Origin of the sequence: Pseudoalteromonas sp. SR41-1, from assembly GCF_014164015.1 — a bacterium.
GTDB lineage: Bacteria > Pseudomonadota > Gammaproteobacteria > Enterobacterales > Alteromonadaceae > Pseudoalteromonas > Pseudoalteromonas distincta.
The window spans coordinates 125,502-146,972 of record NZ_JACJEK010000010.1 but is presented as its reverse complement, the minus strand read 5'-3'; the positions used below and the strand labels follow the sequence as shown (position 1 = coordinate 146,972).

The window sequence follows — 21,471 nt, the reverse complement described above, 5'->3', positions numbered from 1 at the left end:
AAGTTTACCCACGTAATGTGGAGTATCAGCGGGCATTTACCAATGTGTATACGCCCGCTTTATTTATATCGAAAAGACTGACCTATGACTCGCCAAACTTACTTTATTGCAGATTTACACCTAAGCGAAAACCGCCCCGACATTAGCGCTGCATTTTTTGACTTTTTAAATACGCATATACTAAATAAAGATGTAGATGCACTTTATATTTTGGGTGATTTTTTTGAAGTATGGGTTGGAGATGACTACATTACAGCGCTGAGTGCCGATGTAGCAAAGCATTTAAGCGCCGTTAATGATGGTGGGACACCTGTTTATTTTATACATGGCAACCGTGATTTCATCATGCGCAAGCAATATGCAGACATGGCCGCAATGACTTTACTCGATGAACAAACAGTCATTGATTTATATGGTACGCCTACCGTTATTTTACATGGCGACGAAATGTGTACTCAAGATACTGAGTATCAAAAATTTCGTAAAAAAAGCCGTGGTTGGTGGTGGCCAAAATTAATGCTTGCAATGCCACTTTGGTATCGTAAAAAAATAGCGCGTAATGCCCGTGAAAAAAGTAAGTTGAGCCAAGCTGATAAACCTATCGAAATTTTAGACGTTGTAGATGAAGCCGTGCTTGCCACCTTTGCCAAACATAACGTTACTAATATGATTCATGGTCATACTCACCGTCCTAATGTTCATACCTATAAAGTTAATGAACAAACGCTTACTCGTACAGTGCTAGGTGACTGGTATACCCAAGGCTCTTATTTAGTCGTTACCCCTCAATCACAAGAATTAATTAGCACGCCTTTCGCATAATTTAAAATCCTGACTATTATTTAACTATATATTTGAATAATAGTGAGAGGTTTAATGATTAAGCTGTTAATTTTCATCGTAGTAATTGCCATTCCTACCAAAGTATTTAGCGAGCAAACATGGCAAATTGTTACTGAAAACTACCCTCCCTATTTTAGCGAAAACCTTCCTGATAACGGTTGGTTATATGAAATCACTCAATCAGCCCTTAAAACTCAAGGCATTAATAGCGAAGCCGAGTTTACGACATGGGACCGCGCCCTAAAGCTATTAGAAAAAAAGAGAAAAACAGCTATTTTAGGCGCTTTTTATTCATTAAAAAGAAATGAAGTTTTTTACTACTCTCGCCCACTTGCAGTTGCTCATTCAGGAATTTTTAAACGCAAAGAGAGTGCTATTAACTTCGATGGTACAGTTAAATCATTAATACCTTATAGTATTGGTACAGAAGACAATGCCTTTGTAAGCCAAGAGTTTACAAGAAATACTGAGCTGGCAATAACATCCACTAAAAGCCTTCCTACAAGTTTATACCTGCTACAACAAGGACGTATTGATTTGGTCGCAGGCACTAAAGAAGTAGGGAAGTATTGGCTTGAGCACAATAACGAAGTTGATTTAGATAAGAATAAAATTGAGTACTTATTGCCAGATATTGCTTCTCATAAACTATATTTAGTTGTCTCTAAATCAAATTACAGGGCAAAAGAGTACTTACAAAAGTTTAATAGAGGGATTGATATAATAATTGAAAACGGAAGCATTGCTGAAATCATGAAGAAACACAATTTCAGCAATCAAAAAACAGCTGAATACATTAATTTTTTAAAAGAAAATTAGCTTTCTGCTATTGGCAGGCCACTATGAAACTTAAAATCTTCATCCTGTGATGAAATTAATTCGGCTTCAATCTCGCCAAATTCTTTAACTCGTTCGGTAATATCAAAATCAGCAATTTCTTGCGCTAAAGTTAGATAATCTTGGTAATGACGGGCTTCAGAGCGCAGCAGCGAAATATAAAAATCACCTAAACGTTTGTCAACATGCGGCGCAAGCTTTGCAAAACGCTCACATGAACGCGCCTCAATGTAAGCGCCTACAATTAATTTATCAACAAGGGCGTTTGGCTCAAACGTTTTAACATGACGAAGCATGCCTTTTGCATAACGACATGGTGTAATGCTTTGGTACTCTACACCGTACTCGTCCATAATTTCGAGCACTTGGTAAAAATGATGCAACTCTTCTTTTATCAACAATACCATTTTATCAATTAAATCTTGTCCATATGGCGAATTAGATTTAGGAATTATTGATTTAGTTAGCTTATTTTTAGCGGCGAGATCACGCCAATTTCCTTCACGCTTATAAATAAGCGTTTCAAATGGCTTTAGCCACTCGAGTAAGGCATCACTGCCCTCTTTATCAACAGCGTATTTACGTATTAAAAACATCGCACTTTGAGCCGCTTTTAACTCACAAATTAAGTGATCGATTAAGATTACTGATAAGTTCTCTTTTTTAATTGCCTGCTCCACCCACTGCTGTGGGGTTGTACACACTAAAAAGTTATTGATCGGCTCTAAAAGTTGGCTATGTGGCACGTTGACTGCTCATTACTAAATAAATTTGATATGCCATTATTTTAACACGAAATTTTGTTTGGGATAAATCAAAGCCCTAACCTGTGCAAAAATGTTAATAGTGAGTTAACTTGACTTTGCAAAATAAGTGAACCATAACTGTACGTAGACTGTATAAAAATAAACCAACCAAAACAGTAATACGTTCCTTTTATGGAGTAAGCACTATGATACTAAATCACCTCTGGGGCATTTATGCTCACCCACTTGAAGAATGGCAAACAATAGATAATCGCCATGAAAGTCTAACCTATAGTTTGTCGCATATTTTACTGATTGCTTTGTTTCCTTCAATAATGGGTTATTACTCATCTGTTTATTTAGGATGGAGTATAGGCGCAGGCGATCCTGTATTTTTAACGCACGATAGTGCGCTATTAATTGCAGTTGCAATGTATTTTGCTTTAATAGCTGGTGTTTTTGCATTGGCGTATTTGGCTCATTGGATGGCCGTTACATTTGGCTCTAAGCCTACATTTACACAAACACTTGAACTTGCAGCTTATACTGCAACACCTGTGTTTATGTCGGCGCTTGCCGCCTTTTGGCCTGTACTTTGGTTTGTAGTGTGTATTGGAATTATTGCACTAGCTTACTCGGTCTACTTACTTTATACCGGCGTACCAATACTTATGCATATTCCAGAAGAGCGTGGTTTTATTTATGCCAGCTCGGTTGTAACGTGCGGATTAATATTATTAGTTATTATTTTAGCTGTAACAGCTATGCTTTGGACAAATGGGATTGTTAGTCCAATGTTTACTTAATAAAGTTTAGCTAAAAAAGAGTCGTGTTTGATAGAAATGTTCCCTTTCTTTCCTTCGCAAAAAAGGAGCTAATTAGCTCCTTTTTTTATGTAACGACTTTTTATTAACTAATTATTAATCAGCTTCGTTTTCGTCTTGGTTGTGAATCTCTAAACTTGAAGACATCGCACTTTCGCGGGTGCTTTTTGCTGAATCGTTACGTAGCTCATCAATACGATTTAAATAGTTTTGATCAATGTCGCCTGTAATATATTGCCCATCAAATACTGAGGTTTCAAACTTAGTAATTTCAGGATTTTCTTGGCTAACCGCAGCTATTAAATCTTTTAACGATTGAAAGATTAAACCGTCAGAACCAATACTTGCATTAATATCTTCAACTTCACGTCCGTGAGCAATAAGCTCAGCTGCTGAAGGCATATCAATACCGTACACATTAGGGAAGCGTATTTCAGGCGCTGCGGATGCAAAGTAAACATTTTTAGCACCAGACTCTCGAGCCATTTCAACAATTTGTGCTGATGTTGTACCACGAACAATTGAGTCATCAACCAATAATACGTTTTTACCTTTAAACTCGCGATCAATTGCGTTTAGCTTTTGACGCACTGATTTTTTACGCATCTCTTGGCCAGGCATGATAAATGTACGACCGATATAACGGTTTTTAACAAAACCTTGGCGATACGGTAAATCAAGTACACGTGCAATTTCCAGTGCTACATCGCATGAAGTTTCTGGGATTGGGATAACTACATCAATGTCTTTATCAGCCCATTCGCGTGCAATTTTTTCACCTAGTTTTGTGCCCATGTTTACGCGTGTTGCGTACACAGACATACGGTCAATTGTTGAATCAGGTCGAGCAAAATAAACAAATTCAAAAATACACGGCGAGTAAGATGCTTTATCTGCACAACTAAGTGAATGAAATTCACCTTCTTCTGTAACATATATAGCTTCACCAGGGGCAACGTCACGTACAAACTCAAAACCATCCGGTTTTAACGCAACGCTTTCTGAGGCGAACATGTACTCAGTGCCTTTTGCAGTCTCACGTTTGCCAAATACAAGTGGGCGGATACCATTAGGGTCGCGAAAAGCAACAATACCGTGACCAATGATCATAGCAATTGTTGCATAACCACCGCTTACTTTATTATTGACCTCGGTTACCGCAGTAAATATATCTTCAGGGTCTAAATGCAACTTATCAGATTTACTTAGTTCATGTGCCATGATGTTGAGTAAGATTTCTGAATCAGATGTTGTATTTACATGACGACGTGCTTCTGAGAATAACTGCTCTTTTAAAGCTTCTGCATTAGTAAGGTTACCATTATGGGCAAGCGCTATACCAAACGGTGAGTTAACATAAAAAGGCTGTGCTTCAGATGAGCTTGAAGACCCTGCTGTAGGATAGCGCACATGGCCAAGACCAATCGTACCTTGTAGTCGTTTCATATGACGAGTGTGAAAGGCATCTTTCACTAAGCCATTTGCTTTGCGTAAGCTGAACGTATTATTCTCAATGGTAATGATACCCGCGGCATCTTGACCACGGTGCTGCAAAACAGTTAAGCCATCATAAATCGCCTGATTGACAGGGGATGTTCCGACTATTCCAACGATACCACACATGTAATTTATCCTCGCCGATTAACGGTTTACTGAATTTAAAAAGCTCGAGTTGTTTTCTAGGTACGAAAAGAACCATTCAACAACAAAGCCAAATTCTGGAATCAAAATAGAATTGCCCCACCAGTGCGTATTGGGTGCACCAGTAAAAGCATCAAGAAAGAAGAGTAACGCGCTCACGACCAACACGCCTCGTAGAGCACCAAACACTATGCCAAAGACACGGTCGGTACCCGATAAACCAGTACGATGTACAAGTTCACCTAAAATGTAGTTTAGTAAACCGCCTAACAGTAGCGTCACAAAGAATAATATGGCTATGGCCGCCGCATTTCTTAAAAGGGGTTCAGAAATGGTTGTTAGGAAGGAAGCTAAATATTGGTAAAATAAGCTAGAGATGATAAAGGCGCCAGCCCATACCGCTAATGACATTGCTTCTTTTACAAAGCCGCGTATTAAACCGATGATGGTAGACAATACAATGATGCCAATAATGGCGTAATCAACCCAGATCATAAGAACCAATTAGTCGCTAATTTGGGGCGCATTCTATACCCAAACATCGTTAGTATGCAAGTTTAAACGGGAGATTACTGGGTTGTAGTTAATACAAAAAATTAACATTCTAGTCTAGGTATTGTGAGATAAAGATAATGATAAAAAAATATAAATAAATAAAAAAAGGCTTGTTATACAAGCCTTTTTTAAATTATTTTGTTACTTCGTACTGCGTAACTTTACCATTTAATTTAGTAAGCTCTTTGAGCTGGGGGAGCTGCTTTTGTAATTCACTTTTATCAAGCGAAGGACCAACAAATACTTTGGTTAATGTCCCATTTGGGGTTTTAATCGGTTTAGTAAATGTTTTAAACCCTTCAGCCTTTAATTTAGCCTGTAATGCTTTAACGTTTGCAACATGTGAAAAACTACCTAATTGAATAACATAGGCCATACTCGTTAGGTTTTCATCACTTTTACGTGGTGCAATTGGCTCTGGCTTAGCTTGAACAGGCGCTTTTGTAATTGGTGTAGCTTTGGGTTCTATAGTTGCTTCAACAACTTTATCTTCCACAGCGTAATCACTCTCATCCATCGCGCTTTGCTGCTCAAAAGCTTCATCGTCAGCTTGAATGTCTTCAATTTCATCTTGCTTTAGTGGCTCAGCATTAGCCATATTTTCATCAATTGACTCTTGAAGATCGATTGTTTTGAACTCAGGGCGGTCTGGGATCGCTTTAAAGCCTTCTTTATAATGCACTTTTTCGCCATCGAGTATATTAGGGATAAACACAATTGCTGCGATCACCACTATACTTGTTCCGACTAAGCGATTAATAAAACTTGAGTTCACCGACATCCTCTCTATTTTTTAAAGTAATTAATAGCGCCAGCAACTGTAAAAAATGAACCAAATATAATCAACATAGTATCACTTTGTTGTTCTGGTAAAATTACATTCAGTGCTTGTGCCACACTATCATAGCTATTAATAGTATTATGATGAGACAATTCGTGCAGTGCATTTTGTAAATTACTTGCAGTGTCGCCTCGCGGGCCACTTAAGCTCGCTAATGACCACTCATCGACCAAGTGACTTACTTCTTTAAATACACCCGCTTTATCTTTATCAGCAAGCATAGCGGCTAATGCATGAATTTTAAAGCCTTTATCTTTATAGCTTGATAACTTATTGGCTAAATAACGCGCCGACTCAGGGTTGTGTGCTACGTCGGTAAAGACTAAAGGCTCAACACTTAACTGTTGAAAGCGCCCTTCGACAACTAAATTAGCTAAACAACTTCGTATAATTGATTCACTTGGTAATAAGTTTAAAACACTGAGCGTGGTTAATGCGGTAGCTGCATTTTGACACGGTATTGCAGGCTTATCTATTTCAAGATTATGTTCTTTATATTGCCAATTAAAGCTCTCAGCATTTTCTTTAAAAATAAAGTCACTGCCCGACAGCGTCATGTTGGCATTAATTTCTTTGCCGTAATCAGTCATTGTGTGAGGAATATTTAAATCCCCTATAATAGCGGGCGTATTTTCACGAAAAATACCGGCTTTATCATAAGCCACTAACTCACGGGTATCACCTAAGTACTCTTTATGGTCTAAGTCTATAGTGGTGATCACGCTTGCAAAGGGAGTGACTATATTTGTGGCGTCAAAGCGTCCACCTAAACCAACCTCTAGTAATACATAATCGACGTTACAGCGTTTAAAAATTGCCAACGCCCCCAAAGTACCATATTCAAAATAAGTCAGAGCAGTGTCTTTACGGCCTTGCTCAAGCTGGTGAAAAGCATCTATATGAAATTGGTCTGCCAATTCTTCCCCATTAACTCGTACACGCTCGTTATAACGAATTAAATGTGGAGATGCGTAAGTACCCACACTGAAACCTTGCGCTAGCAATAGCGACTCTAAGCACCGTGCTGTGGTGCCCTTACCGTTTGTACCGGCAATAAGAATAATTTTACTTGGAGTGTTTAACAGGCCAATATTGTTAGCAACATTAGCAACTCGTTCTAAGCCCATAGCAATGTTAGCTGGGTGAACACTTTCTAAATAAAAAAGCCAATCATCAAGGCTTGATGATTGGCTAGGAATTTTTTTTGTCATAGCGTGTAATCAGTAAAGCTGAAATTTACGCTACTCTATGCTCTTGTTCCGTAGAAGGCAAGTTCATAAATTTAGCTAAAATGCGTGCAAGGGTATCGCGCATTTCACGGCGGTCAATAATCATGTCAATTGCACCGTGTTCAAGCAAAAATTCACTACGCTGAAAGCCTTCAGGTAATGTTTCGCGAACTGTTTGCTCAATAACACGAGGACCTGCAAAACCAATTAACGCTTTAGGTTCTGCAACGTTAATATCGCCCAGCATAGCAAGCGATGCAGATACACCACCCATAGTTGGGTCAGTCATGACTGAAATAAACGGAAGACCTTTTTCAGTCATTTTTGCAAGTGCAGCACTTGTTTTAGCCATTTGCATAAGCGACATAAGCGCTTCTTGCATGCGTGCACCGCCTGATGCAGAAAAACAAATAAGCGGCATGTTATGCTCTAAACATTGATCAACAGCATCAACAAAGCGAGCGCCAACAACAGAAGCCATTGAGCCACCCATAAATGAGAACTCAAATGCTACTGCTGCAACTGGAATGCCTTTTAATCGGCCTTTCATAGCTACAAGTGCATCTTTTTCACCACTTGCTTTTTGGGCTGCACTGATACGATCAGAGTATTTTTTAGAATCTTTAAACTTAAGAATGTCTTTAGGCTCATGTTGTGTGCCAAGCTCTTGACGGTCACCTTCATCTAAAAAGTGCTCCAGGCGCTTACGGCCACTAACACGCATGTGGTGGTCACACTTAGGACATACGTTTAATGACTTTTCTAATTCAGCTTTATATAAAATTGAATCACACGATGTGCACTTAGCCCAAACACCTTCTGGGATTTCTTTACGACCTGATGATTTTGTCGTTTTAGGTAAGATTTTTTCTAGCCAACTCATTTGCAACTCTCTTAATGCTGTTCTGTGTCGCGAGCCTGCCAATAGCAATTAGCAGACAAATTTTTTCAATTAAAACATGAATTACACTAACGCGGTATAAAAAACTGGTCTTAGTAGTTAAAAGTGTTCATAAATAACACTAACGGCAACCATAACTAAATTTCAGCGTCAGGTAAAAACAATGGACCTAAAGGCATTTTAGGAATATTAAACTCTTCAGGATAATCGACATCAACCAAGTATAAACCTGCAGCTTTAGCTGTAGCACTTGCTTTAGCACGCTCTTTACAATCAAGTAATTCTTTCAACCAAATGGGCTGTTGCTTATGTATGCCAATATCCATCAAGCTCCCCGTTATATTACGTACCATGTGATGCAAGAACGCATTCGCCTTAATATCAATAATAACGTAACACCCTTGGCGCTGTACCGATAAATGATGAATAGTGCGAGTCGGTGTATTTGCTTGACAATGGATCGCTCGAAAAGATGTAAAATCGTGTGTCCCGATCAAATACTGACAGGCTTCCTGCATTTTAACTTCATCTAATGGGTGATGAAAATGCGTAACCCCTTCGTTTAACACTGCTCCTCGAAAAGGAGAGTTATAAATAATATAGCGGTATCGGCGAGCGGTTGCACTAAAACGAGCATGAAAATCGACAGCAACTGGTTGTGCAAAGCGAATAGCAATATCTTTAGGCAATAAGGTATTCATACCCATTGTAAATGCGACCATGTCACGCGAAGCTTCAGTTTCAAAATGTATTATTTGACCTGTACCGTGCACACCCGCATCAGTTCGCCCCGCACATACTACTTCAACTGGGTGATTACAAATACGCGACAATGCCTTTTCTACTTCTTGTTGTACGCTATTTACATGTGATTGACGTTGCCACCCACTATAGCGTACGCCGTTGTATTCAACTCCAAGTGCTACTCGCATAATTACTGCTTTACCTACTGTGCTAATGAACACGGCATTTTATGCTATCTCTCGACGCAATAAAAGGAGGTGTGCGGTAATACCCTTTTTATTAAAAACATGATCATTTCAATGAATCAAATAACTTAATAATTACGATGTAAATTATTCTTTTATAACAATTACATACTATAAAATTCACTTCGTTAATGCGTTGCTTTTCCTTGTTATAATTAAACTAACATCCATAAAAAAACCCTTAATTAGAATAACCAATTAAGGGTTTTTTTAACAATTTGTTATTTTAGTTTCGCTTTTAAACTAAGTGCCTCTTCTTGAACTTCTTCTGGGCCTTTGTTGATGACATCCTCAATGACCTTGAGCGCAGAATCAAAATCATCAATTTCAATATAAGCACGCGCTAAATCTAGTTTAGCTGAATAACCACCACTTTCAGCATCAACATCGGTTGGGTTATCACCAGCAAGTAATGCATCAAACTCACTCAAACCGACATCCATATTAACGTCGGTGTAAGGTTCGTGCTCAAGTTCAGCCTCTTCACTTTCTTCTAATAATGAATCTATATCTACAAATTCATCATTATCAAGTTGCTCAATATCACTACTTTCAACAAGTGGCTCTTTTGTAGTTAATGAGTCATCTTCCTCTAAGTCTTCTTTTAGCAAGCTGTCAAAGTCGACATCAAATTCACTGCTATCCTCAGCACTTAATTCTTCAGGCTCCGCTAACTCACTAAGTAATGAATCAAAATCAGTTTGCGTCAAATTTGACATAAACTCTTCATCAAGTTCATCGTCAGAGCTAATATTAGTGCTACCTGCTTCATCTGAGTTTGTTAACTGTGCTTCGCGCTCTGCATTTGTTTGCTCTTGCTGCTCGTCTGATAACTCATCAGTTAGCGCTTGCTCTAAAATATCTTCGTCAAACTCAACATCTAAGTCAGAAAAATCGTCTTCAATTAAAATTTCATCATCAAAATCGTCTTCTAAACTATCTAAATCATTATTTTCAGAAAGCGCATTTGATAAGTCCTGCTCAGCTTGGCTGGAAGCGACTCCCTGCGCCTCACCGTCTAAATCATCACCTTGTAATTCTTCGGGGGTAAATGGCAACTCACTTTCTAGTGTTTCTTGAACTTCATCAAGGTTAAGAGGTTTGGTATCCTCTTCTATACTAACTGGTTCAACAGAATCAATTCCGTCATTAATTTCTTGCAGTAAATCATCATCAAACGACTCGTCTTCAACCTTAGCTTCTGATTCAGAGAAGTCATTATCAATTAATAGTTCATCATCAAAATCATCTTCTAAGCTATCTAAGTTAGCATTTTCAGAAAGCGCATTTGCGAGATCTTTCTCTGTTTGACTAAGTGCTACTGCATTTTCTTCACTCGGTGCATTTTCTTTAGGTTCTTGCGGCTCAAACGAAGGTTCATTCTCCAATAATGAATGATCATCGTCTAATTCAAGTTCAGGATATTCATCTAACTCTTCACTTGGCGTTATAAGATCGCTATCAAGCTGCTCTTCAATTTTTGTAAGATCTGAGTCATCGTCGCCCGCTAACGGATCGTCACCAAGATCTACTTCTATTTCTTCAAGATCGTCTTCAAGCTCATCTAAAGACCAATCTGGTGTTTCTATATAGTCATCATCCGTCGCTTGTTGTAGCTCATTTAAAAGCTCATCAACGCTCTTTAAAGTATCATCTGTATATTCTTCAAGCGCATCTTCAGGATCAAGAAGCGACTCTGATGTATCTGAAAAATCATCAACCGTTACATCTATAAGTTCAGGTTCTTCTTTAAGCTCAGGTTCTTCTGCAAGTTCAGGCTCATCGTCAAGCTCGGGCTCTTCTTCAAGCTCAGGTTCTTCTATAAGCTCGGGCTCTTCATTTAATGATGAAGCAAGCGACTCAATATCATCAACATTTAATTCTTCTTGAGCATCTGCTAAATCCTCAACTGAGTCTGCCAATGCATTATCAATTTCTGAATCTCTTACATCTGAATTTTTTACTTCATCATCAATTAGGTTATCTATGTCGTCTAAATCAAAGTCATCGCTTTGTTCAACTAATGAATCATTTGCAGTATCAACCGCAGTCTCATCAATTAAGCTATCTATGTCGTCTAAATCAAAGTCGTCACTTTCCTCAACTAATGAATCATTTGCAGTATCAACTGCTGCCTCATCAATTAAGCTATCTATGTCGTCTAAATCAAAGTCGTCACTTTCCTCAACTAATGAATCATTTGCAGTATCAACTGCTGCTTCATCAATTAAGCTATCTATGTCGTCTAAATCAAAGTCGTCACTTTCCTCAACTAATGAGTCATCTGCAGTATCAACTGCTGCTTCATCAATTAAGCTATCTATGTCGTCTAAATCAAAGTCTTCGCTTTCCTCAACTAATGAGTCATCTGCAGTATCGACTGCAGCCTCATCAATTAAGCTATCTATGTCGTCTAAATCAAAGTCGTCGCTTTCTTCTAGAAGTTCATCTTCGTCGAGTAACTTTGCATCAAGTGAGTCATCTACCACATCACTTTTTGGGTCATTCGCCTCATCAATTAAGCTATCTATATCGTCTAAATCAAAATCGTCGCTTGTATCAAGTTCAGCTGAAGTGTTATTTGAGGTATCTAATTCTGTTGATGTTTGATCTAATAATTCATCTATATCAAAATTATCTTCATCTGCAAGCTCTTCACTTAAAGCCGCCATTTCATCATGAGATTCTAAGCTGTCATCCTCTAAAGCTTCGCTTGTTTGCGGTGCATCAAACTCAGGTAGACTATCGTCTTCATCAAACAAGCTATCTAAATCGTCATTAGTTAGGATTTCATCATTGTTAATTGAGTCATCAGATAAGTCTAAATCTATATCTTCAGCGTTTTCATCTGAAGGTTGATCAAACCCTTGCTGCATAAAAATATCGAGCTCATCATCGTCATCGGTATTTTCATCATCAAAAACAATGTCATCGCTTAGCAAGCTTTCGAGCTCATCCTGATCAAGTAAATTTTCGTCGCCAGAAAAATCATCTAAGCCGTCGTCTAAATCATCATTAGGCAACATATCACTTTCGAGACTATCATCTAATTGAACACTCAAGTCATCTAAAGGGTCAGGTACAATTGGATCGTCATTTAAGCTTGTGCCTAAATCATCATCGCCAGTATAAGTTGGGGTTTGTGGTAAAAAGTCATCATCGTTTTGCGGCTCTTCTTGATTACTTGCTCGTTTGCGTAAAAACATAACGATTGCAAAAATAATCAGTAACCCAGGAATAAACATTAACAAGCCCAGTACTATGGGGTTTGAAAATAATGAGCCAAAATCAAATGACTCTTTTGGTATTACTTCTTGTTTTTTTTGTTGGGCAATAATCTCGTTTTGTTTAACGATGAGTTCTTTTAACTGATTTTGAATTTCGCTGTCTTGTCCTAATTGCAAACGTAAGTTTTCGAGCTCTTTAGATATTCCTGATAACTGTTTTTTAAGATTATTATTTTCAACTAAAATCTCTTCTACATTACTAACTGAGCTTTTAAACTGTTGTTGTAACTCAACAAGCTTAGTACCTTGCTCTGTTTTTATTTCATTTAATTCTTTCTGTATCTCTTTTTTAGCATCGTCTACATCAATTTTACGCGCTTGAGTTACTTTTGTTTGCGCTGAGTTAATTTCGCTTTGTGTAAGCGTGCCATTTTTTTTCTTTTCCCATAATGCATCATCTTGCTCAGAGCGTTGCTTTGCGAGCTGCGTATTTACAGCTTTTATTTCGGCTAAGGTAGGGATTTTTAAATAGGCACCATTTTGAATGTGGTTAAGATTTTGTTCTAAAAATGAATCGGGATTTTTGTTATACAAAGCCTGCATAACTTGATAAATACTGACAGAATTGTCTGGGCGCACTTTAGCTGCTATACGCCAAAGCGTATCAGTTGGTTTAATTGGCCCAATTGATCGCCCTTGCGCACCATAGTCAACGCCTTTAGGCCCCTTTAATTGGGTACTGTCCTGAGAGTAAACTGGCGTTACTATCAATGCAGACGCTAATATAATAAGTGTAGCTAAACCGCGCATGCTGATCCTTTAATATTTAAATATTAATAAAACACCTAAAACTTAAGTGCATAAATATTGTTTATTATTGCTATTATCAGCCAAATGACTGACTCGCATTTATTATTACAATCTATTTTTATTGCAAGCTCTATTCCAATTACAAACTATAAACCAGTTAGAGCGTAATATCCATCGCAACACCTTGAAAATAAATGCCTTAAAACATCTTTATAAATATTAATTTATTGAGTGTTATCAATCAGTTTTTGTATTTTTAAAATTAAACGGCAAAAATTTGACAAGCCATATAAACAAAAAGCGGCAAACAACTACTGTTTACCGCTTCAAAAGCATGTTTAGCGCGATTAACTATTACATGTAATTGGCAATAAGCTCTTCTGCAATTTGAATGCTATTAGTTGCAGCACCTTTACGAGTGTTGTCACTTACAACCCACATGTTTAATCCATGAGGATGAGAAATATCAGCACGTAATCGACCTATATACACAGTATCGTTACCACTAGCGTCAGACACTGCTGTTGGGTAGTCACCTTCATCATCAATTAGCTCGACACCAGGCGCGTCTTTTAAAAGTTGTTTAACGTGTTCAAAGTCATAAGGCATGCGCGTTTCAATATTAATTGATTCTGAGTGCCCAAAAAATACGGGAACACGTACACACGTTGGGTTCACTGCAATAGTGGTATCACCCAAAATTTTATGAGTTTCGTTTACCATTTTCATTTCTTCGCGCGTATAGCCATTATCTTCAAAGCTATCAATTTGAGGAATAACGTTAAATGCAATTTGCTTTGGAAATACTTTATTATCCATAGGGCGTGCATTCATCAAATTAGCTGTTTGCTTTGCAAGTTCATCAACCGCGTCTTTACCTGCACCCGATACAGCTTGGTAAGTAGATACATTAATACGGTCTATTCCGTAAGCATCATAAATTGGTTTAAGTGCTAACATCATCTGAATAGTTGAACAGTTAGGGTTAGCAATAATATTACGATTTCTAAAATCAGCTAGGCTTGAAGCATTAACTTCTGGCACCACGAGTGGTATTTCAAAATCATTTCTAAAGTGCGATGTATTATCGATTACAATACAGCCGGCTTCAGCAGCAATAGGAGCATATTTTTCAGATACACTGCCACCAGCAGAAAACAAACCTATATGCGCTTGGCTAAAGTCAAAGCCTTCAACGTCAAGTACTTCAATGGTCTCACCACGAAACTTTATATCTTCACCTGCGCTGCGGCTGCTAGCAAGTAAAAAAAGCTGATCAACAGGAAACTTACGATCTGCTAGCGTTTCAATGATTTGACGGCCTACTAAACCAGTAGCGCCAAGTACGGCAACGTTATATTTTTGCGACATATTTCTTCCTCTATAAACGACATTAAAACAACATCGTTAGTTAAATAATTATTCAGCTATACTAAAGCCAAGCTGGCTAAGTGCTGCTAGTTGTGGGCTATCACCTTGTAGAAATAAGGTGCTAAATTCTCGCCTTATAGGATAGTTTTTACGTAAACTATCGAAGCCGTCGCTCTCTAGGCGACGAAGTAAAATTCCGTCATCGCGGCGAACGTCATAAATTAAATGCACTAAACGAGCAATATCTTGCTCATTAAGGCTTTGCGTAACAGTTGCATTTGTAACGGCTGGTGTTGGTAAAAAATCATCCAACGATTTAATCGCCTCAACACCTTTGAGCTGACACAGTTTTTGATACAACATTTGTGTACCACGAGCTTTCCCCTCAAGTGTATGCCCTGCAATGTGCACACTAGCGTAACGAACATGCTCTAGTAATTCAGTTAAAATATTGGGTTCTTTCTCCCATACATCAAGTACTAAATCTAAATCAGCCCCAGCTTCCATTACCTCAAGCAATGCTTGGTTATCAATTACATCGCCACGGCTTGCATTAATTAGCGTGGTTCCTGGCTTAAGTGATTTTAAACGCTCTTTACCCATCATGTGCAGTGTTTTATGCTCGCCACTTTTAACAAGGGGAACGTGAAAAGTAACAACATCTGACTGCGCTAATAACTCGTCAAGCGCTACATGTTCTTGTAGTAAGCCTTGTTCGTGCTTAATCGGATCGCACAGCAGTACAACTACGTTGAATGCTTTTAATTTTTGCGCCAAGCATGTACCAATGTTGCCCATCCCTACAATACCAATTGTTTGACCACACAATGGACGCGCATTTTCTTGGCTTAATGCAAATAAGCTACTAATTACATATTCAGCTACAGCAACCGCATTACAACCAGGTGCACTTGTAAAAGCAATATTTCTGTCATGTAGTAATTGCGTATCAATATGGTCAATGCCGATTGTGGCAGTACCTACAAAGCTCAACTTGTTAGCTTGTACCAAAAGTTCATGATTAACATTTGTCACCGAACGAGTAAGAAGAACATCTACATCTATTAATTGTTCAGGCGTTAATTTACGACCATCAAAACGCTCAACCTCACCAAAGTCTGCAAAGTACTGCTCAACTAAAGGCATATTTTGATCGGCAAGAATTTTCATTACAGAGTCCGTTTGGCAATTAAGAGGCGCCATTGTAGCGAACAACCTAACCTTTACACAAACTAAAAAGGTGCATTATAGTTAATACAAACACTCAAAAATGGAGATGTGGATTGTTTTAAATCAGCAATTAAAATTAGGAATTTAAACGATGCAAATAATAACCTTACTATTGAATACACAAAGGCCGAATCACAGCATGATTCGGCCTTTATTATGCAAAATAAACTTCAATTACATTATATTTTATTTACTTGATTTTAGTTTATAGCTCAAAATCTTTTTTGAATTTCAAACCAAATTCACTTCGATCATTACTACGCATTACGCCAACAAAACCTGATTGTTGTAGACGACCAACATCGTAAACTTCGTTTAGAACGTTTTCACCATACAGTGTAATTTCCATATCGCCATATGAATTAGTGTAGGAAATATTAAAACCAACTACTTCACGAGAATCAATGGTCTCACTTTGGTTATAAACTGATTGCCCTTGCATTTCGCTTCGGTACGAATAGTTAGCATTAAATGCAAGTGTTGCGCCGCTCTCTAAATCCATAAAGTAAGAAGGTGCAACCATAACAGTCCAGCGTGGTGTAAGTGCAGGTGAATCGCCTTTACCTATACCTTGTACACCCTCAGCCACTTCTGTGATTTCAGAATCTAAATAACCAACTGCACTGCGAATAGTAAAGTCATCAGTAATAGCGACAGTTGTTTCAAGCTCAATACCTTGTGCTTTAGACTGGCCCGCATTTTCTACAATTGTTACAAAACCGCCACCTGCTGTTGGGTCTGAAAATGGTAATGCTAAATCAGTGTAATCAGTCACAAATACCGCAAGCATCATAGATACATTTTCGTGTACTTGGCCTTTTAGACCCATTTCGTAGTTAACCGCTTTCGTTTCGTCAAATGATACAAACTGGTCTGGTCCACCAAATGGGCGCGGTGGAAAACCACCTGTTTGGTAGCCTTTTTGAATCTGGCCATACACATTCATATTATTGCTAAGCTGATAAGATGCATTTACATCCCACGTAACTGCATCAAAATCTGCACTTACATACTTACGAGTAGGAAATGATGGGAATATAGCATTTGCATCTTTTTCATCTTTTGAATAACGAAGACCACCACCTACCGTTAAATCGTCAGTTAAATCGTAGCTTGCATTAAAGTAGGCTGCGTAAGAATTAGTTTCTTGGTTAATTTCAAAATCGCCGTAACCACCAAATGATTCTGTTACTCCGTCATTCAATAAGCCATTGGGTGTATTAAATGGGCTGAATACAAATGGGCCTGAACGTGTAAAGCCATCTTCATTAAAAAAGTAAAGGCCTGACACAAAGTCCATATTATCAAATGTTGCATTTAGTTGAATTTCAAACGAGTACTGATCAGCTCCGCCCTCTTCTGGAAACTCAGATAAGTTTAAAGGTGATGCATCGTCATCTAGGCCACCTTCATACTCAGATGTACGGTAGCTTGAGATAAACTTAGTAGTATAAGTATCGTTAATTGCCCAATCAGCCGAGAACGATGTGCCCCAACCTGAGTAAGAAGTTGATTCAATACCTGCAACGGTTGTACCTAAATCATCAGGGTCTGATGGAATTAAATCTTGAGTCAATAATGGGAAGTCGCCATTAAACACATCGTTTGCATCTAGCGGGTCAGTTAATTCAATTGTGTAAGGCGATTGACCTGACTCGTTATCAACTCCATCTAAAGCAAAAGTGAATGCTAAATCGCTGTTCGCTTGCCATTTAAGGGCTACACGACCACTGAATTCCTCTTCCTCACCAATTTCTTTCTCTGGATTTGCTAAATTAACAGCTTCACCAACACCATCACGTGTTTTGTAAGATGCACTCGCAGACATGCTTAGTTCATCGTTTAGTGAGTTATTAAAATAAACATCACCAGCAATACGTCCACGACTTCCCAGCTTAGCTGAAGTAGTTACAATACCTTCATCACCAGGTTGCTTTGTAATTACATTTACAGCGCCACCTAATGTATTACGACCATATAAAGTACCTTGTGGACCACGAAGCACTTCAACACGCTCAACATTAGGTAATGATAAATTAGAACCCATTTGACGACCTAAATAAACGCCATCTAAGTATACGCCTACACCTGGATCAGTAGTTATTATGTGATCTTGCAGACCAATACCACGAATGAACACAGACGCATGTGCTGCATTACCAACACCGTAACGGGTGATGTTTAAGTTTGGAACATATTTACCAATATCTTCAAGATTACTCATATTGGCTTTATCAATTAGGTTCGCCCCAATTGATGTGATAGCGGTTGGAGATTCAAATAAGCTCTCTGTACGTTTACGAGCTGTGACTTCGATTTTTTCAAACGCGTCTTGTTTTGCGGTTGTTTTAGCTTCTTCAGCATTTACTGAAGTAGATAGTGCAGCGACAATTGCTAGGCTTAACTGTGAGAGTGTGCGTAGTTTCAAAATATTCTCCAAAGGATACCGTGTGATTTTTGTTATGCTTTTATATTGATAATATAAATTTTAGGCATAAAAAAAGACGCTAAATAGCATCTTTCCTCTGGACAGGTATTATATGACATTATTGTGAATAAATGTATAAATTATTTAAATAAATTCATAGAAAATGACAGTAATTTAAGCATTGTTAGCTTTAGATGAATTATCATAAATAAACCCCTCTAATATTTGCCCCACTAATGAACTGTTTTAAAACAAAAAATCTCATAAATACTACTTTAAAGAGCGCATAAAACATACTTATACATGTACTTTCGTGTATAAAAAAAGAGCTAAAACACATTCAGGTATCATTGAAATTAACTAAAAATAAGAATATAGTGCTAAAATGTAGTCTATGGATAGAATATTATGAATATTGAAAATACAGCCAATAAAAGCCCCACATGCTTCACCAGCCCAAATTACACATCACTTTTTTGTGTCGCAGCTGACTTCAACGTCCTACTTGTCAATTATCTAGCTTTAAATGTTATTACAAACCATGAACTTATAAATCAGTTTATGCTAAAAAACGGTCACCAAGGACTCGTTATTTTTGACGTGCCCCAAGACGGTGATGTTTTGGCATTAAAAGAGTGGCCTAATTTGAAAGGTTTGTTTTATGAAGGCACTGACGAAGTACTACTGCAGCAAGGATTACAAGCAATAGAACAAGGAAAACTTTGGTTTCCACGTGCGGTAACTGATGGTTGGATGAGACAAATGCTAGCGAGTGAACAACAAACTACGCTGCAATCAAATAACTTAACCTGCAAAGAAATGAAAGTATTAAACTTATTATTTTCTGGCTTACATTCAAGCGCAATTGCAGACACTTTATTTATCAGTGAAGCTACAGTTCGTGTACATTTACACAAGGTGTATCAAAAAATCGCTGTAAAAAACAAGCAACAAGCATTGCTTTGGTGTCAAAAAAACTTAAATAAGATCAATAGTTAAAACCGATTAAGCAAACTTGATAATAGCTATTGTAATTACCAGCAACATTCGTTCTAACTCCTTAACCAAAGAACGTAAAAAGAAAATTTAGTTATAATATTCCCGCCATTTTAAAAAGCCTTATTAACTAGATTTAAAGTTTATTCTAATAAAATCATACTATTCTGCTTTTAATACATACATAAAATATATATGTTACAAAATTAAAAAGCAGTTACTAAATTTATTTTTATTAACTTCCTAAATTTATTAGATAAAAAACACTATCACTTCTATAATCCTATTGAAATCAACATCTAAATAACAAATAGGAAATACATATGAAAAAGCTATCTGTAGCAGTAGCTGTATGTGCTGTACTTGCATCTAGCTATGCAAGCGCTGAAGTACGTATTAATGGTTTTGCATCTATAGTGGGTGGTAAAAGCCTAGACAGTGATCAAACCTTATACGGATATGACGATGATATCTCATTTAAAAATGAGAGTAAGTTCGCTTTACAACTATCTGCTGATCTTCAAGAGAAGCTAACGGCTACGGCTCAAATTATTGCGCGTGGAGAGGACGACTTTGACGCCACATTCGAATGGGCATATGTTACTTATGAATACAGCGATGAACTGCAATTTAGCGCTGGTAAAATGCGTGTTCCTTTCTATAAATACTCAGATTTCTTGGATGTTGGCTATGCTTATCGCTGGGTACGTCCACCTCGCTCAGTATACGGTATCCCATTTTCGACTTATGAAGGCTTGAGTGTTGTTTACAACAATCAATTAGGAGATTGGGACTCTACTTTGCAAGGGTTTTATGGCGCTTTTGATGGCGATATAGATGTATTTGGAGATAGCTTACCTGCTGAGTTAAATAATTTAGGCGGTATAAACTGGAGCCTATCATACGACTGGTTCAGTGCACGAGCTGCATATATTGTGGCCGACACAAGCATTTCATCTAATGACAGCGGTTTAATTGGACTTGTTGAAGTACTTAATACTAACGGTTTAACGAGCACAGCAAATGATCTGATTACTGACGAAGATGAAACAACTTTTGTTGGTATTGGCTTCTCTATTGACTATGATAACTTCTTATTTGATGCTGAATATACACAGTTTGAAGTAGAGGGAAGTATTTTGGCTGAACAATCACAATACTATGCCTCTGCCGGTTATCGTATAGACGATGTTATTGTTCACTTCACCTATGAAAAAAATGATGATAAACATGATTCATCACGTTTTAATACTCTTGAATCAATTCCTTTATTAAATACTACAGTGAACTTTGCCCTAGAGAGCATGCGTGCAGAGAGTAACGTATACACAATTGGCGCACGTTATGACTTCCATCCTTCTGCTGCATTTAAAATTGACTTCAGTCGATTTGATGATGACATCACTGACACTGAAACGGATGTAGTAGCCGTTGGTGTTGATTTAGTATTTTAATTGGAGCGGAATATGAAAAAATTAATCCTCGCTAGTGCGCTTTCATTATGTTCTTTCGGTGCTTTGGCTGAAGTTGCAGTAATTGTAAATCCTGGTAATGCAAATGCACTTGATGCAGAGACTATTAAGAAAATTTACTTAGGAAAGGCCAAGTCGTTTGATAACGGCAATAAGGTCAACCCAGCAACTCAAAACGGTACCGCTATTGCTGATGAATTCAATTCTAAAGTGGTAGGTAAATCGAGCAGCCAATTAAATGCCTATTGGTCAAAACTTGTTTTTACAGGTAAAGGAACACCGCCTGAAAAGTTTGATTCAGATCAAGCTGTCATTGACTTTGTTGCCGCTAATGGTGATTCAATCGGCTATATAGATAGCAGTAAAGCAACTGACAAAGTTAAAGTGATAGCTACCTTTTAATTGCTATTATTAAATTAAAAAAACCACCTAATCGGTGGTTTTTTATAACTAAACTTTAATAACAATTCGCTCAATTAAGTAAGATATTTTGAGGGAGAAAAACTGTTCAATAGAAATTTTAACACAGCT

The 21,471-nt window shown here is 37.7% G+C and carries 17 protein-coding genes; 6 read left to right on the top strand and 11 right to left on the bottom strand.

What is annotated here, in order from left to right; translation table 11 throughout:
- Positions 1-84: 84 nt before the first annotated feature.
- Positions 85-822: a UDP-2,3-diacylglucosamine diphosphatase gene (locus H5118_RS10860; RefSeq protein WP_002958351.1), complete on the top strand. Its 738-nt coding sequence runs from the start codon at positions 85-87 to the stop codon at positions 820-822.
- Positions 823-876: 54 nt separating this feature from the next.
- Entirely contained in the window at positions 877-1,662 is a 786-nt protein-coding gene (locus tag H5118_RS10855) for a transporter substrate-binding domain-containing protein (protein WP_182748798.1), read from the top strand.
- On the opposite strand, the gene miaE is transcribed toward H5118_RS10855, so the two are convergent.
- The gene (gene miaE, locus H5118_RS10850; RefSeq protein WP_182696375.1) at positions 1,659-2,426 is read right to left on the bottom strand and encodes a tRNA isopentenyl-2-thiomethyl-A-37 hydroxylase MiaE; all 768 of its coding nucleotides are present in this window, start codon (positions 2,424-2,426) and stop codon (positions 1,659-1,661) included. The two genes, H5118_RS10855 and miaE, sit on opposite strands and share 4 nt — an antisense overlap.
- A 206-nt stretch (positions 2,427-2,632) precedes the next feature.
- On the opposite strand from miaE, the gene H5118_RS10845 reads away from it, so the two are divergent.
- Positions 2,633-3,232 carry a Yip1 family protein gene (locus tag H5118_RS10845; RefSeq protein WP_024596370.1) on the top strand — a complete coding sequence of 200 codons (600 nt, stop codon included), beginning with the start codon at positions 2,633-2,635 and terminating at the stop codon, positions 3,230-3,232.
- 114 nt (positions 3,233-3,346) lie between these two features.
- Here the strand turns inward: H5118_RS10845 and purF are convergent, their stop codons facing one another.
- The 10 genes from purF to H5118_RS10795 form a co-directional block, all read right to left on the bottom strand.
- A complete protein-coding gene (gene purF, locus H5118_RS10840) occupies positions 3,347-4,873 on the bottom strand; it encodes an amidophosphoribosyltransferase (protein WP_024596369.1) in 1,527 nt (508 codons plus the stop codon).
- Positions 4,874-4,891: 18 nt separating this feature from the next.
- Positions 4,892-5,386: a CvpA family protein gene (locus H5118_RS10835; RefSeq protein ID WP_182672060.1), complete on the bottom strand. Its 495-nt coding sequence runs from the start codon at positions 5,384-5,386 to the stop codon at positions 4,892-4,894.
- A 193-nt stretch (positions 5,387-5,579) separates the two neighbouring features.
- The gene (locus tag H5118_RS10830) at positions 5,580-6,221 is read right to left on the bottom strand and encodes an SPOR domain-containing protein (RefSeq protein ID WP_002958357.1); all 642 of its coding nucleotides are present in this window, start codon (positions 6,219-6,221) and stop codon (positions 5,580-5,582) included.
- Positions 6,222-6,232: 11 nt separating this feature from the next.
- A complete protein-coding gene (gene folC / locus H5118_RS10825) occupies positions 6,233-7,498 on the bottom strand; it encodes a bifunctional tetrahydrofolate synthase/dihydrofolate synthase (RefSeq protein WP_002958358.1) in 1,266 nt (421 codons plus the stop codon).
- A gap of 25 nt (positions 7,499-7,523) precedes the next feature.
- Entirely contained in the window at positions 7,524-8,399 is an 876-nt protein-coding gene (gene accD / locus H5118_RS10820; protein ID WP_007376856.1) for an acetyl-CoA carboxylase, carboxyltransferase subunit beta, read from the bottom strand.
- A gap of 155 nt (positions 8,400-8,554) precedes the next feature.
- Positions 8,555-9,349 carry a tRNA pseudouridine(38-40) synthase TruA gene (gene truA / locus H5118_RS10815; protein WP_165724236.1) on the bottom strand — a complete coding sequence of 265 codons (795 nt, stop codon included), beginning with the start codon at positions 9,347-9,349 and terminating at the stop codon, positions 8,555-8,557.
- A gap of 278 nt (positions 9,350-9,627) precedes the next feature.
- Positions 9,628-13,443, bottom strand: a complete 3,816-nt coding sequence (locus tag H5118_RS10810; RefSeq protein ID WP_182748797.1) for a FimV/HubP family polar landmark protein — start codon at positions 13,441-13,443, stop codon at positions 9,628-9,630.
- 354 nt (positions 13,444-13,797) lie between these two features.
- A complete protein-coding gene (locus tag H5118_RS10805; protein ID WP_024594855.1) occupies positions 13,798-14,814 on the bottom strand; it encodes an aspartate-semialdehyde dehydrogenase in 1,017 nt (338 codons plus the stop codon).
- 48 nt (positions 14,815-14,862) lie between these two features.
- Complete coding sequence (locus H5118_RS10800) at positions 14,863-15,984, bottom strand: 4-phosphoerythronate dehydrogenase (protein WP_182748796.1); 1,122 nt, start codon at positions 15,982-15,984, stop codon at positions 14,863-14,865.
- Positions 15,985-16,249: 265 nt separating this feature from the next.
- Positions 16,250-18,472: a TonB-dependent receptor gene (locus H5118_RS10795; protein WP_182748795.1), complete on the bottom strand. Its 2,223-nt coding sequence runs from the start codon at positions 18,470-18,472 to the stop codon at positions 16,250-16,252.
- Positions 18,473-18,880: 408 nt separating this feature from the next.
- Here H5118_RS10795 and H5118_RS10790 point away from each other — a divergent pair, with 408 nt between their 5' ends.
- The 3 genes from H5118_RS10790 (at position 18,881) to H5118_RS10780 (ending at position 21,342) form a co-directional block, all read left to right on the top strand.
- Positions 18,881-19,471 carry a LuxR C-terminal-related transcriptional regulator gene (locus H5118_RS10790; RefSeq protein ID WP_182748794.1) on the top strand — a complete coding sequence of 197 codons (591 nt, stop codon included), beginning with the start codon at positions 18,881-18,883 and terminating at the stop codon, positions 19,469-19,471.
- 320 nt (positions 19,472-19,791) lie between these two features.
- On the top strand, positions 19,792-20,922 hold the full coding sequence (locus tag H5118_RS10785; protein WP_182675050.1) for a porin: 1,131 nt from the start codon (positions 19,792-19,794) through the stop codon (positions 20,920-20,922).
- Between the two features lie 12 nt (positions 20,923-20,934).
- Positions 20,935-21,342 carry a hypothetical protein gene (locus H5118_RS10780; protein ID WP_002962772.1) on the top strand — a complete coding sequence of 136 codons (408 nt, stop codon included), beginning with the start codon at positions 20,935-20,937 and terminating at the stop codon, positions 21,340-21,342.
- Positions 21,343-21,471: the final 129 nt, after the last annotated feature.

Coding starts and splice junctions, on each gene's coding strand:
- H5118_RS10780 (WP_002962772.1), top strand. CDS start 20,935: ATGAAAAAATTAATCCTCGCTAGTGCGCTTTCATTATGTTCTTTCGGT.
- H5118_RS10785 (WP_182675050.1), top strand. CDS start 19,792: ATGAAAAAGCTATCTGTAGCAGTAGCTGTATGTGCTGTACTTGCATCT.
- H5118_RS10805 (WP_024594855.1), bottom strand. CDS start 14,814: ATGTCGCAAAAATATAACGTTGCCGTACTTGGCGCTACTGGTTTAGTA.
- H5118_RS10860 (WP_002958351.1), top strand. CDS start 85: ATGACTCGCCAAACTTACTTTATTGCAGATTTACACCTAAGCGAAAAC.
- H5118_RS10845 (WP_024596370.1), top strand. CDS start 2,633: ATGATACTAAATCACCTCTGGGGCATTTATGCTCACCCACTTGAAGAA.
- H5118_RS10810 (WP_182748797.1), bottom strand. CDS start 13,443: ATGCGCGGTTTAGCTACACTTATTATATTAGCGTCTGCATTGATAGTA.
- accD (WP_007376856.1), bottom strand. CDS start 8,399: ATGAGTTGGCTAGAAAAAATCTTACCTAAAACGACAAAATCATCAGGT.
- folC (WP_002958358.1), bottom strand. CDS start 7,498: ATGACAAAAAAAATTCCTAGCCAATCATCAAGCCTTGATGATTGGCTT.
- H5118_RS10855 (WP_182748798.1), top strand. CDS start 877: ATGATTAAGCTGTTAATTTTCATCGTAGTAATTGCCATTCCTACCAAA.
- H5118_RS10800 (WP_182748796.1), bottom strand. CDS start 15,984: ATGAAAATTCTTGCCGATCAAAATATGCCTTTAGTTGAGCAGTACTTT.
- H5118_RS10835 (WP_182672060.1), bottom strand. CDS start 5,386: ATGATCTGGGTTGATTACGCCATTATTGGCATCATTGTATTGTCTACC.
- H5118_RS10790 (WP_182748794.1), top strand. CDS start 18,881: ATGAATATTGAAAATACAGCCAATAAAAGCCCCACATGCTTCACCAGC.
- purF (WP_024596369.1), bottom strand. CDS start 4,873: ATGTGTGGTATCGTTGGAATAGTCGGAACATCCCCTGTCAATCAGGCG.
- truA (WP_165724236.1), bottom strand. CDS start 9,349: ATGCGAGTAGCACTTGGAGTTGAATACAACGGCGTACGCTATAGTGGG.